The organism is Pedococcus sp. 2YAF34 (genome assembly GCF_052114585.1).
In the GTDB taxonomy this organism is placed as follows: domain Bacteria; phylum Actinomycetota; class Actinomycetes; order Actinomycetales; family Dermatophilaceae; genus Pedococcus.
Genome location: NZ_JBFRFA010000039.1, coordinates 1 through 12,214 on the forward strand (window position 1 = coordinate 1; position 12,214 = coordinate 12,214).

A 12,214-nucleotide genomic window follows, 5' to 3' on the forward strand; every position below is an offset into this window, starting at 1 on the left:
CCGCCGTCCGCACCGCCGTCGGCGCCACCGTCCGCACCGCCGTCGGCGCCGCCGTCCGCACCGCCGTCGGCGCCACCGTCCGCACCGCCGTCCGCGCCACCGTCCTGGCCGCCGGGGTTGGCGCCGCCGTCCGCCTGGCCCTCGCCGGCACTCAGGTCGTCGGTGGGGCTGCTGGGGGTCTCGCTCATGGCTCTGCTCCCTCTGTCTCGGGTGACGGGCGTCGTCGCACCGCCGGTGTCCTTCCTATGTCACATCCCGGTACAGCGCCACCGGTGGAGCGTTCGTTTCCGCTGGTCAGGGTGCTCGTGGGGCTGGACGCCCGTCGTGGGACGTCCGTCCTTCCTACCCGGGGAGGCCGGCGACCTTGCGCAGGGCCTCGAAGCCGTCGTCGGTCCCGCGCCAGTGCCGCCGCAGCTCGGACAGGCCGACCACCCGGACGACCGACCGGAGCGTCCAGACGACCACCACCACGTCGTCCGCGTAGCCGATGACCGGCAGGAAGTCGGGGACGAGGTCGAACGGCAGCGCGAGGTAGCCGAGGAGCAGCGCCAGCCGGACGCGGACGCTGCGCGGCTGGCTCCGGTCGGCGGCCAGGTCCCGCAGCAGCCGGAGCAGGTCCGGCAGCAGGCGCACCGACTCCTTCAACAGCGACCCGCGCGGCCGCACGACGAGCAGGGCTGCGACCACCGCCAGCCAGGTGACGAAGAGGCCCGCGACGACCGCCACCACCACCTCGCGCCACATGCGGCCAGTCTCGCAGGGGCGCTCCGTCGCCGACCGCGCCGGTCATGGCGCGGTAAGAAGTTGGCAAGGGTTCGGCGCCGAACCGTCATGGGCCACCCCCCGGTCCTACTGTGCGAGCACCGTCACACCGAACCGCAGGGGAGATGTCAATGGCGATGACCCGGACGTTCGGCGCGATCGCGGCGCTGGGGGCCGCCTCCGCGCTGACTCTTACAGCACTACCCGCGCAGGCCGCGGGATCCTATGTCGCACTAGGCGACTCGTACTCGTCCGGAACGGGGACGCGGTCCTACCTCAATGACGGCACGTCGTGCCAGCGGTCGGTGTACGCCTACCCCTCGCTCATCGCGGCGAGCAAGGGCCTGACCCTGAACTTCCGGGCCTGCTCGGGTGCCACCGTCGCAGACGTGACCAGCACCCAGCTCAGCGCGCTCTCGGCCTCGACGACCAAGGTGAGCATCTCCGTCGGCGGCAACGACGCCGGGTTCGCCGACGTCCTCACCGAGTGCGCCCAGCCCGGCTGGGCCAGCGACTGCAACGGCGCCATCGACGACGCGCAGTACATCATCGACAACGTCCTTCCCGGCCGCCTTTCGACGCTGTACTCGTCGATCCGGGCCAAGGCGCCGAACGCCAAGGTCGTCGTCGTGGGCTACCCGCGGATCTTCATGGGCGAGGACTGCAACGCGTTCACGTGGTTCTCCCCCGCCGAGGAGACGCGCCTCAACGCGATGGCCGACCTGCTCAACAGCAAGACCTCGGCCCAGGCGTCCGGGAAGGGCTTCACCTTCGCCAACCCGACGAGCCGCTTCGTCGGCCACGCCGTCTGCGACAGCCCCGAGTGGCTCAACGGGCTCTCCAACCCGATCACGGAGAGCTACCACCCCAACATCGCCGGGCACCGCGACGGCTACGCCCCCACGGTCAGCACGCCGCTGACCGGCAGCGCCTTCAGGTCCACGGCGACCACCCTCCGCCTCGCGTCGCAGAGCGCGGACCGCCTTGCGACGCAACAGCGCCGGTATGCCGCGACCGACGCCTCCATCACGCCGAAGGAGTTCCGCGCGCCCGACCTCGGGTCACCGCAGATGAAGGCGGCGGCGAAGCGCGCCGGTGTCGACCTGTCGAGCCGGGCGAGCATCGATGCCGCAGACCGGATGTGGTCGGCACGCCAGGCGAAGCAGGCCCAGGCGCAGGCAGCCCGCTGACGCAGACCAAGCCGCTCACGCACACCCGCTGAAGCACGAACCGCTGGAACACGAGTGCGGCGCCACACCGTCGAGGTGTGGCGCCGCACTCGTCTGTTGGTGTCAGACGCGCAGGGTCAGGCGCGGCCGTGCGAGGCCCGGCTCCGACGGGACAGCGAGTCGATGATGACCGCTAGCAGCAGGACGCCACCGGTGATCATGTAGCGCTCGGGCGACCCGAGGTTGACCAGGCTGAGGCCGTTGGAGATCGACTGGATCACGAGGATCCCGAGCAGGGCCGAGTACGCCGTGCCACGACCGCCGAAGAGGCTGGTGCCGCCGATGACCGCCGCAGCGATGGCGTTGAGGTTGACGTCACCGCCACCACTGCTCTGGTTGGCTGCGGCGAGGCGCCCCGCTGCGAGGAGGCCACCGAGGGCGGCCAGCGACGAGCAGAACACGAACACCGAGACGTAGACGGCGCGCACGTTGATGCCGGCACGGCGGGCGGCCTCGACGTTGCCGCCGATGGCCAGGACCGAGCGGCCCCAGCGGGTGCGCCGGATCACGAAGTCGAACACCACGACGAGGGCGACGAACAGCAGGAACATGTAGGAGACGCCGCGGTCGCGGTTGAGGATGTAGACCGGGATGGCCAACAGCAGGAGCAGCGCGACGGCGCGCACGGCGAGGGTGACCACCGGGGTCGTGGACAGCCCGGCAGCCGCGCGACGCTGGTTGGAGCGCAGTCGCGTGGCGGCGTACACCGCTACCGCGGCGACCACGACGACGTAGGCGGCGGCGTCGGACAGGAAGCTCGCCTGCGCGAACTTGACCAGGCCGGAGTCGAACGGGATGTTGATCGACCCCTCCTGGCCCAGGACCTTGAGCTGGAGGCCGAGGAAGCCGAGGAGACCGGCCAGGGTGATGACGAAGCTGGGCACCCCGAAGCGCGTGTAGAGGAGCCCGTAGACCGCGCCGATGACCGCACCCGAGGCGATCGCGGCGAGGATAGCCAGCGGCAGCGACCAGCCGTGGCCGACGAACCCGACTGCGAGGATGGCCGCTGACAGACCGCTGATCGACCCGACGGACAGGTCGATCTCGCCGAGCAGCAGCACGAGCACGATGCCGAGGGCGATGGTGCCGGTGGCGGCGCTCTGCTGGGTGAGGTTGACCAGGTTGCGGCTGGAGAGGAAGGCGCTGTTCTGCATCTGGAACGCGCCCCAGATGACGATGAGCCCGACGACGACCGGCAGCGAGCCGAGGTCACCGCTGCGCAGGCGGGAGAGGAAGACGCGCAGGAAGCCACCGATGCCCTGGGAGGCGATGAGGCGCTCGTCCTGCAGGTCGGCGGGCAGTGCTGCGGTGGCGTCGGCGGGAGCCTGCGCCTCGGGGGTCGGCGTGGACGCGCTCATGACTGCTCCTCCTGCGACTCGCGGCGGGCGGCCCGCTGCGAGACGGCGTTGGTCGTCGCCCCGGTGATGGCGGCGATGATCTCCTGGCTGCTGGTCTGGCTGACGTTGAAGACGCCGTTGTTGCGGCCGAGCCGCAGCACGTTGACGCGGTCGGCGACCGCCATGACGTCGGACATGTTGTGGCTGATGAGGATGACGCCGAGGCCGTTCTCGCGCAGCCGCTCGACGAGGTTGAGCACCTCCGCGGTCTGCGCGACACCCAGCGCGGCCGTGGGCTCGTCGAGCATCACGACCTTCGGCGCGCCGAGCAGCGAGCGGGCGATCGCGACGGTCTGGCGCTGGCCACCGGAGAGGCTGGCGACGGGGATGCGGACCGACGGGATCTTGGCGCTCAGCTGGCGCAGCAGCCGCCACGACTCCTGCTCCATGGTCACCTCGTCGAGCGCGCGGCCGGTGTAGAGCTCGCGGCCGAGGAACAGGTTCGCCACGACGTCGAGGTTGTCGCAGAGCGCCAGGTCCTGGAACACCGTGGCGATCCCGAGCTCCTGCGCCTCCGCCGGGCTCGACACCGAGGCCGGCAGGCCGTCGAAGGTCATCGCGCCCTCGTCGGGCGTGTAGACGCCGGCGATGGTCTTGACGAGCGTCGACTTGCCCGCGCCGTTGTCACCCACGAGGGCGACGACCTCCCCGGCGTGGACGTCGAAGTCGATGTCCTTGAGCGCCTGCACTGCGCCGAAGCGCTTCGATACACCGGACAGCGACAGGACGGCTGTCGTCGCCGGCGAGAGGGTCGCGGTCATGTCAGTCCTTCAGGTGGTTCCGGGTGGGGCTGCGACGCCGAGCGAGGGCGGTCGCGGTGCGGTCCCGCCGCCCGCCGCGGGGCGGGACGACGGGGTACGCAGTGAGCCCGTGGGTGGGACGGCCGCAGCGGCACGCCCCACCCACGGGAGACGGGTCAGCTCAAGCCTGCCGCGGTGCACGCGGCAGCGAAAGAGCCGGTGCAGATGTCGGCCACCTTGTAGACGTTGTCCTTGACGATGGTGTCCTTGACGGTGTCCTTGGTGACGGCGATCGGGTCGAGGATCGTCGACGGCACACCCTCGACGTCCTTGGTCGACGCCGGCTTCTGCTTGTTGGCGAGGGCGATCGCGGCCTTGGCGGCGGCCTCGGCCTCCGGCGGGACCGGCTTGTAGATGGTCATCGCCTGGTCGCCCGCGAGGATCCGCTGGATGGCGGCGAGCTCGGAGTCCTGGCCGGTGACGGGCGGCAGGGGCTTGACGCCGCCGGCCTTGAGGGCGGCGATGGCGCCGCCACCGGTGCCGTCGTTGGCCGCGTAGACGCCGACGAGGTTGCCCTTGACGGCCGAGATCTGGCCCTCCATCCAGGCCTGCGCCTTGTCGGGGCTCCAGTCCGGGGTGTCGTACTCGGCCGCGACCTTGAAGCCGCTCGAGTCGATGACGCTGTGCGCGCCCTTCTTGAAGCTGGCGGCGTTGGGGTCGGTGGGCGAGCCGTTGATCATGACGATGTCGCCGGAGGTCTTGCCGCCCTTCTTGATGATGTCGACCAGCGTCTGGGCCTGGATCTTGCCGACGGTCTCGTTGTCGAAGGACACGTAGTAGTCGACACCGGCGATGAAGCGGTCGTAGGCGATGACGGGGACGCCCTGGCTCTTGGCACTGGCGGCGATCGCCGCTGCGGCCTTGCCGTCGACCGGGTCGAGGACCAGGACGTTGGCGCCCTGGGTCAGCGCGGCCTCGGCCTGCTGCTGCTGCTTGCTCGCGTCCTGGTCGGCGTTGCTGTAGATGATCGAGCACGAGGCGCAGTCCTTCTTGACGGCGGCCTGGAACAGCGGCCGGTCGAAGGTCTCGTAGCGGGTCGTCTTGGACTCGGGCAGGAGGAGCGCGATCTTCTTGGCGCTGCCGCCACCGCCGCCGGAGGACGAGCTGCTGTCGGAGGAGGAGCCGCTGCCGCCACAGGCGGCGAGGGTCGCGATGCCGAGGCCAGCCACGAGAGCGGCCCCGGTGAGACGAATGGATCGGGTGGGCATTGCTGAACTCCCTTGGTCAGACACCGGCATCCACGGTGGTGCGGGCGTGGGTCGAGTTAAGCGCCGCAACCCCATTGACGTCAAGAGTTGAATTCAAGACGTGACCACAGGGCTGACCAGCGCGCCCTCGGTGGCGGGCAGCAGGGCCCCGGCAGCCACCAGCGCGCCCACGACGTCGGCGTCGGTGTCGAGCTCCCCGAGGCGCACGACCAGCGAGGCGGTCGCACTGGGTATGGCGCAGCGCTCAAGTGAGGCGCGCATGGGCGTGGTGATGATCGCCCCCACCTTGGAGAGCTGCCCCCCGAGCACGACGACCTCGGGGTTGACGAGGTTGACCACCCCGGCGACCGCCACCCCGAGGTGGCGTCCGGCGTCCTCGAGCACCCGGCGGCAGCCTGCGTCCCCGGCGAGGGCACGGTGGATGACGTCGCGCAGGCTCAGGGGGCCGTGCGAGGCGGCAAGCGACTCGAGCAGCCCCCGCGACCCGATGTAGGTCTCGAGGCAGCCGCGGTTGCCGCACCGGCAGACCGGACCGTTCTCGTCGATCGTCAGGTGCCCGATCTCCCCCGCCGTGCCCGCAGCACCGCGGAAGATGTCGCCGTCGAGGATGAGCCCGGCGCCCACGCCGTGCGACAGCTTGATGTAGACACCGTGCTGAACCCCTTGCAGCACGCCGCACCTCAGCTCGCCCAGCGCTGCGAGGTTGGAGGTGTTGTCGACGTCGACCGGCGCCTGCAGCCGCCCGGCCATCTCCTGCCCGACAGCGACCCCTCGCCACCCCGGGAGGATGCTCTCACTGCCCACCTGGCCTGACACCCGGTCGACGGGCGCGGGGATGCCGACGCCGACCGCGCGGACGTCGCCCATGGTCTTGCCGGCCTTCTCGACCAGGTCCAGCAGCAGGCGTACGGCGCGCTCCATCCCCTCGTCGGCGGCGTGGTCCGCGGGCAGCGGCATGCGCTGGCGGCCGATGATGTCGCGCGGGCCGGTGCCGATCGCCACCCGCACGTCGCGGTCGCCGAAGGCGATGCCGGCCAGCAGCGTGTTCCCCGTGGCCAGGGAGACGAGGACGGCGCGACGGCCGTTGCGGATGCTCGGCTCGAGCTCGACCGCCCCCACGGCGTCGAGGTCCTTGACGACGTTGGAGACCGTCGCCGGGCTGAGGCCGGTGAACCCCGCGATCTCCACCTGGGTCATCGCACCCTGGTCGCGCAGGGCCTCGAGCACGCGGAGCCGGTTGGCTTCACGCAGCGACGCCTGCGAGCCAGGGGCCGCCGTGGATGGGTTCACGGCTTAAACATAAGGGGACGGGGCCTGCCTTGGGTAGACCCGACACGGGCGGACGGACCGGGAGCGTGCCGGGACGCGGGGCACCGGGCCCCGACGCTGCAGCAGGGGGTCGGCAGGTCGGGGCCCGGTGGTCTCAGGAGGGGTCGCGCAGGGCGAGCCCGTGGCCGAAAGGGAACAGGGGGTCGGCGAACCCCGGGACGTCCTCGCCCTTGCGCCGGACGTCCTCCATCGAGCGCGGCAGGTCGAAAGGCAGCCGCCCCACGGGTGGGATGGTGCCGGTGAGGGCGTCGAGCAGCGCTGCGTCCGACGTCCCGTAGCTGCCGACCACCGCACTCGCGAAGGTCAGCAGCGGGGTCAGCACCGCCGGCCGGTCGAGGACGACGTCGACGACCAGCGGGCAGTGGGCTGCGACGCGGGCCAGCCGCGCCACCAGGCCGGGCGGGAAGTCCAGCGAGCCCTGGTGGAACCATGACTCGAGGAACAGGTCCGACCGGGGCTCGAACGGCGCCATGAGCCGCACCAGGGCGACGTCGGCCTCCTCGGGGGTCGCCACGCGGGTGCCGACCGCGGCCAGCGCCTCGTCCGAGACGTTCTCCGCGTAGACCTTCCGGCCACGAGCCAGCGGCAGGACGGGGGCGAGGTCGCCGGAGCCGTCCTGGAGCACCGTCACGGACCGGGCCTGCGCGGCGTACCCCGCCTCGCGGAAGTCCTCGCGTCCCACCGTGGTGGCGGCGAGGTCCTCGTCGACGTAGGGGTCGTCGAACAACCCGAGCCGGAACTTCACCGCGAGCAGGCGGCGGGCCGACTCGTCGATGCGCTCCTCGGTGACCCGGCCCTCCTTGACGAGCTCGAGCAGGATCTCGACGCACTCCTCACCGCCGAACTGGTCGGCCCCGGCGTGCAGGATGAGCTCCATCCGCCCGTGCGGGTCGAGGTGCTCCACCCCCCACGCCCTGGCCGGCAGCACCTGGTCGCCGACGTGGTTGTCGTTGACGAGCTCCCAGTCGGTGACGACGACACCGTCGTAGCCGAGGCGCTCACGCAGCAGGCCGGTGACGATCTGGCGGTTGTAGCCGAAGCCCACCGCCTCGATCGGCTCACCGTCGACCTCGAGCCCGACGGGCATGCCGTAGTAGGGCATGATCGCCGCGGTCCCGGCCTCGATGACCGGGGGGAACGGCTTGAGGTGGTCGGCGAAGCGGCCGCCGGGATAGACCTGCTCGCGGCCGTAGGGGAAGTGCGCGTCCTCGCCGTCCTTCTGCGGACCACCACCCGGGAAGTGCTTGCTGGTGCACGCGACGCTGTCCGGGCCGAGCGCCTCCCCCTGGAAACCCTTGAGGTAGGCGACGCCGAGCTCGGTGACGAGGTCGGGGTCCTGGCCGAACGTCCCAGCCTGGCGCGCCCAGCGCGGTTCCGTGGCGAGGTCGAGCGTCGGGTGCAGGGCGGCCCGGATCCCGACGGCGCGGTACTCCTTCCGGGCGATGTCGCCGAACTCGCGCACGGCCTCGGCGTCCCGCAGCGCGGCGAGGCCGAGCGGCTCGGGCCACTGCGAGAACGCCTTGGCGGTGAAGGAGACCCCGGCGTTCTCGATGAACGCGTGGCGCGGGTCTGTGGAGACGGTCACGGGGATGCCGTGCGGCGTCTGCTCGGCCAGCGCCTGCAGCGCGTTGTGCCACCGGGCCGCCATCCGGGCGTCGTCGAGCGCGTGCACGTTGAAGTGCGTGAGGTGCTTGCTGAGCACCACCTCGCTCGTCGGCGACTTGCTGATGGCCCCGGGGTGCTCGAGCACCGTGCCGTCGATCCCCGCCTCGATGACGGTGTGGAACATCAGCCCCGCCTTCTCCTCCAGCGAGAGGCGGCCCAGGAGGTCCTCGACGCGCTCCTCGACGGGCAGCCGGGGGTCCTCGTAGGGGTCCATCCGGCCGTTGCCGTTGAGGTCGCGGTAGGCGACCCCCTCGGGTGAGGTCTGGCGTTCCGGCTGCATCGGTTCCTCTCAGTGGTGGTGGGGTGTGGCGGTGGGGTCGTCAGGCGCGGCCCGCGCCGAACTCCTCGAGCCCGATGACCGGGCGCAGGGCGCGCTCGACGTCCCTGGTGCTGAAGGCGCGTCGGATCACGTTGTCCCCCAGCACGTTGCCGATGGCGCCCATGACCATGGCCTGGTCGAGGGACAGGTAGCGGCGTGCGATCGTGCCCGACCGGACGGCCACGGCGTCGAAGAAGCCACCCGCACCGTACGCCCCGAGCTCGTCCTCGACCTTCGCCAGGTTGGCGAACGCCTCGGCGGGCTCGTGCATCATCGCGAGGAAGGACGCGTGCGGCGTGACGACGCCGTCACCGAAGGCGGGGTGGGGGTTGGTGCCCTCGCGGCAGTCGCCGAACCCGGCGTCCACGTTGGTCTTCTCCTTGTCCGAGAAGTAGCCGTCGGGGTTCATGCCGAGCTGGTCCACGCCGTACTCGCGGTAGTTGTCGAACGGGTCGCTCGACGGCGAGAAACCCCAGTAGCCGTAACCCGCTTCGAGCAGCCCGTGCTCGCGCTGGGCCCGGACGTGCAGCGGGTGGTTGAGACCCCAGCTGCGGGGCGCCCAGCTCGACTCGGGCACGAAGACGTCGGGCATGAGCTCCTCGAACATGCTCCCGCCCCAGCCGGGGACGATGTGCATGCCGCGGTAGGTGTAGGCGCCCTCGTAGACGTCGAGGCCCAGGTAGGTGCGGTGCTCGCCGACGGGCTGCATCTCGGGCCAGGCCCAGTCGCAGGTCTCGGGGAAGGTGCGCCACGTCGCGTAGTACTGCTCACCCGGGATCTGCCCGGTGAGGATACCGAGGTAGCTGGTGATGCGGGTCTCGGAGACCGTGGTGTCGTAGTGGTGGTTGGTGTACCAGACGTCGGGGCCCGAGCCGATGTGGTTGCCGGTGTAACCGGAGAACCCGGGCGGCGGCGGGGCGTCGTAGAACCCGCCGTGGATGAGGCCGCCGGGACGCACCCCGGGGTGCGCGGTGTCGTTGTCGTAGAACATGTCCCAGCGCATCCGGCCGAACAGCCGACCGGCCACCGGGGCAGCGCCGGGATCAGCCGACATGACGACCCGCAGGGCGGCGCCGAGCCAGCCGTTGTCGACGCTGGACAGGAACGGGTAGACCCGGTCGCCGGTCCCAGGCCACGCGGTGAGCTTGGCGCCCGTCGCCTCGTCGTACCAGTTGTAGTACATGCCGCTCGGCTCGTGGTGCTCCATCCGCGACAGCGTGTGCAGCGTCTGCAGCAGGCGCCGGGTGCACTCGCCGCGCGAGATGATCCCGAGCTCACGAGCCACGACGGCGGACCAGAGGTAGCCGCCGATGTTGGTCGGCGAGGTGTACCCGGAGCGGTCGCCGGCGGTGAGGCCCTCGCTGATGTTGTCGGCCGGCAGGCCGGTCCCCGGGTCGGTCATCGCGACCAGGCTGTGCCACGTGTCCGCGGCCCAGCGGCGTACCCGGTCCTGCTGGGCGGCGGTGGAGGTGGCGGCCCCGCGCACGAAGGCCGGAGCCCCCTTGGTGGCCCCGGCGAGGGTGGGGGTCGCGGCCGCGCGGCCGGCGGTGAGGCCGACGGCCGCGGTGGCCGTGACGCCGACGAGCAGCTGCCGGCGGGAAGGGACGTGGAGGGGTGCCGTCTGTGCCATGAGGTGGAGCTCCGTTCGGTGGGGGTTCACCGGGCCGCCCGAAGAGGGCCGGTGTCGGTCACGGTGCGTTCACTGGTGGAGGTCGGTCACTTGATGCCGGTGGTGGCGATGCCCTCGATGAAGCGGCGCTGGAAGGCGAGGAAGATCGCGAGGACGGGGATGACCACGACAGTCGCCCCGGCGAGGAGCAGGCCGTACTGCGTGGAGTTCTGGCCCTTGGAGTAGAGGGCGAGGGCGACCGGGAGGGTGTACTTGCTCTCCTCCTGCGCGACGACGAGGGGCCACAGGAAGTTGTTCCACGAGCCGAGGAAGGTGAGGATCCCGAGCGTCGCGAGGGCAGGCCCGCACAGCGGCAGGAAGATCCGGCCGAAGATGCGCAGCTCGCTCGCCCCGTCGACCCGGCCCGCGTCGAGCAGGTCGCGGGGCAGGCCGCTGATGTACTGCCGCATGAGGAAGACGCCGAACGGGCTGACGAGGAACGGCAGGATCAGACCCGGCAGGCTGTTGGACAGGCCGACGTTGGTCACCAGGACGAACAGCGGCACGAAGGTCACGACCCCGGGGATGAGCAGGGTGCCCATCACGAGGAGGAACAGGGCCCGGCGACCCGGGAAGTCGAGCATCGCCAGCGCGTACCCGACCATCGAGCAGAAGATGAGGTTGCCGGCGGTCACGGCGACGGCCACGACCGTCGAGTTGACGAAGTACTGCGAGAAGTTGAGCCGCGAGAACAGGCGCGTGTAGTTGTCGAGCGTCGCCGTCTGCGGCCACCATGTCGGCGGGTTCTGCAGCAGCTCGCCCTGGGTCTTGAAGCTGCCGAGCACCATCCACACGAACGGCGCGATCACGGCGAGCAGCGCCAGGGTCAGGACGATGTAGAGCCACCACTGGGAACGGGTCCGGGTCATGACGTCCTCACGTGTTCTCTCGCAGCAGCCGGAACTGGATCGCGGTGACGACGGCGACGATGACGAAGATGATGTAGCTCATCGCCGCGGCCAGCCCGTAGTTGCCGAACCCGAACTGCCGGTACGTGTACATGGACATGGAGATCGTGCTGTTGAGCGGGCCGCCGTTGGTCATGACGAACGGCTCCTCGAAGAACTGCAGGTAGCCGATGCCGGTCGTCACGGAGACGAACAGCATCGTCGGGCGCAGCAGCGGCAGGGTGATGTGGCGGAACCGGCGCCAGGCCCCGGCACCGTCGATGGCGGCGGCCTCGTGGAGCATCCACGGCACGGCCTGCAGCCCGGCGAGGAAGATGATCATGCCGGTGCCGAAGTTGCGCCAGGAGGCCATGAGGATGAGCCCGGGCATGGCCCAATGGGGGTCGCCGAGCCAGTTGGGCCCGTCGATGCCGACCCAGCCGAGGGCGGTGTTGATGAGGCCGTAGTCGCGCTCGAGCAGGAACCGCCAGACCACGGCCACCGCGACGATCGAGGTGATGACGGGGGTGTAGAAGCCGAGCCGGAACAGGCCGCGCAGCCGGCGGATGCCCCGGTCCAGCGCCACCGCTGCGGCGAGGGCCATCAGCAGCGTGAGCGGGACGCCCACGACGACGAAGTACGCGGTGTTGAGCATCGCCTTGCGGAAGATGGGGTCGGAGAAGGCCTTCGCGTAGTTCTCGAGCCCGACGACGTCCACCGCGAACGGCGTCCGCAGGTCGCGGGACCTGGTGTCGGTGAAGCTCATGAACAGCGACTGCAGCACCGGCCACGCCGTGAAGACGAGGAAGAGCAGGCAGAACGGCAGCGCCAGGACCCAGGCCGCCAGGCCCTGTCGAGGTCCCGACCGTCCGGTCGCGCCGCCCCGGCGGGGGGACGGGCTGGAGTCGCCCGTCCCCCCGCGCGGGGTGGTCACCGTGGGGGCACTCAT

Annotated in this window: 11 protein-coding genes; 1 reads left to right on the plus strand and 10 read right to left on the minus strand. The window is 70.9% G+C overall.

The window, feature by feature from the left end; translation table 11 throughout:
* Positions 1–188, minus strand: a 188-nt coding sequence (locus AB4Z02_RS16300; protein ID WP_441972257.1) for a hypothetical protein, incomplete at its 3' end; no start/stop codon positions are given.
* Between the two features lie 154 nt (positions 189–342).
* Entirely contained in the window at positions 343–744 is a 402-nt protein-coding gene (locus AB4Z02_RS16305) for a YkvA family protein (protein WP_441972258.1), read from the minus strand.
* A gap of 149 nt (positions 745–893) precedes the next feature.
* Between AB4Z02_RS16305 and AB4Z02_RS16310 the strand changes: the two genes are divergently transcribed.
* Positions 894–1,952 carry an SGNH/GDSL hydrolase family protein gene (locus AB4Z02_RS16310; RefSeq protein ID WP_441972259.1) on the plus strand — a complete coding sequence of 353 codons (1,059 nt, stop codon included), beginning with the start codon at positions 894–896 and terminating at the stop codon, positions 1,950–1,952.
* 116 nt (positions 1,953–2,068) lie between these two features.
* On the opposite strand, the gene AB4Z02_RS16315 is transcribed toward AB4Z02_RS16310, so the two are convergent.
* The 8 genes from AB4Z02_RS16315 to AB4Z02_RS16350 form a co-directional block, all read right to left on the minus strand.
* The gene (locus tag AB4Z02_RS16315) at positions 2,069–3,349 is read right to left on the minus strand and encodes a sugar ABC transporter permease (RefSeq protein ID WP_056884273.1); all 1,281 of its coding nucleotides are present in this window, start codon (positions 3,347–3,349) and stop codon (positions 2,069–2,071) included.
* Entirely contained in the window at positions 3,346–4,149 is an 804-nt protein-coding gene (locus AB4Z02_RS16320; protein ID WP_056884272.1) for an ATP-binding cassette domain-containing protein, read from the minus strand. The genes AB4Z02_RS16315 and AB4Z02_RS16320 overlap by 4 nt, the downstream gene beginning before the upstream one ends.
* Before the next feature lie 155 nt (positions 4,150–4,304).
* A complete protein-coding gene (locus tag AB4Z02_RS16325) occupies positions 4,305–5,396 on the minus strand; it encodes an ABC transporter substrate-binding protein (RefSeq protein WP_056884271.1) in 1,092 nt (363 codons plus the stop codon).
* A 93-nt stretch (positions 5,397–5,489) separates the two neighbouring features.
* The gene (locus AB4Z02_RS16330) at positions 5,490–6,686 is read right to left on the minus strand and encodes an ROK family transcriptional regulator (protein ID WP_082590738.1); all 1,197 of its coding nucleotides are present in this window, start codon (positions 6,684–6,686) and stop codon (positions 5,490–5,492) included.
* A 133-nt stretch (positions 6,687–6,819) separates the two neighbouring features.
* Complete coding sequence (locus tag AB4Z02_RS16335) at positions 6,820–8,670, minus strand: glycoside hydrolase family 3 protein (RefSeq protein ID WP_441972263.1); 1,851 nt, start codon at positions 8,668–8,670, stop codon at positions 6,820–6,822.
* Positions 8,671–8,710: 40 nt separating this feature from the next.
* Positions 8,711–10,339, minus strand: coding sequence for a glucoamylase family protein (locus AB4Z02_RS16340; RefSeq protein ID WP_441972265.1), 1,629 nt, complete (start codon positions 10,337–10,339; stop codon positions 8,711–8,713).
* An 86-nt stretch (positions 10,340–10,425) separates the two neighbouring features.
* Positions 10,426–11,247: a carbohydrate ABC transporter permease gene (locus AB4Z02_RS16345; RefSeq protein WP_441972267.1), complete on the minus strand. Its 822-nt coding sequence runs from the start codon at positions 11,245–11,247 to the stop codon at positions 10,426–10,428.
* Positions 11,248–11,254: 7 nt separating this feature from the next.
* Complete coding sequence (locus tag AB4Z02_RS16350; RefSeq protein WP_441972269.1) at positions 11,255–12,214, minus strand: carbohydrate ABC transporter permease; 960 nt, start codon at positions 12,212–12,214, stop codon at positions 11,255–11,257.

What these genes read in the sequence shown, in the direction of transcription:
- AB4Z02_RS16305 (WP_441972258.1), bottom strand. Translation starts at nt 744, where the DNA reads ATGTGGCGCGAGGTGGTGGTGGCGGTCGTCGCGGGCCTCTTCGTCACC.
- AB4Z02_RS16310 (WP_441972259.1), top strand. Translation starts at nt 894, where the DNA reads ATGGCGATGACCCGGACGTTCGGCGCGATCGCGGCGCTGGGGGCCGCC.
- AB4Z02_RS16315 (WP_056884273.1), bottom strand. Translation starts at nt 3,349, where the DNA reads ATGAGCGCGTCCACGCCGACCCCCGAGGCGCAGGCTCCCGCCGACGCC.
- AB4Z02_RS16320 (WP_056884272.1), bottom strand. Translation starts at nt 4,149, where the DNA reads ATGACCGCGACCCTCTCGCCGGCGACGACAGCCGTCCTGTCGCTGTCC.
- AB4Z02_RS16325 (WP_056884271.1), bottom strand. Translation starts at nt 5,396, where the DNA reads ATGCCCACCCGATCCATTCGTCTCACCGGGGCCGCTCTCGTGGCTGGC.
- AB4Z02_RS16335 (WP_441972263.1), bottom strand. Translation starts at nt 8,670, where the DNA reads ATGCAGCCGGAACGCCAGACCTCACCCGAGGGGGTCGCCTACCGCGAC.
- AB4Z02_RS16340 (WP_441972265.1), bottom strand. Translation starts at nt 10,339, where the DNA reads ATGGCACAGACGGCACCCCTCCACGTCCCTTCCCGCCGGCAGCTGCTC.
- AB4Z02_RS16345 (WP_441972267.1), bottom strand. Translation starts at nt 11,247, where the DNA reads ATGACCCGGACCCGTTCCCAGTGGTGGCTCTACATCGTCCTGACCCTG.
- AB4Z02_RS16350 (WP_441972269.1), bottom strand. Translation starts at nt 12,214, where the DNA reads ATGAGTGCCCCCACGGTGACCACCCCGCGCGGGGGGACGGGCGACTCC.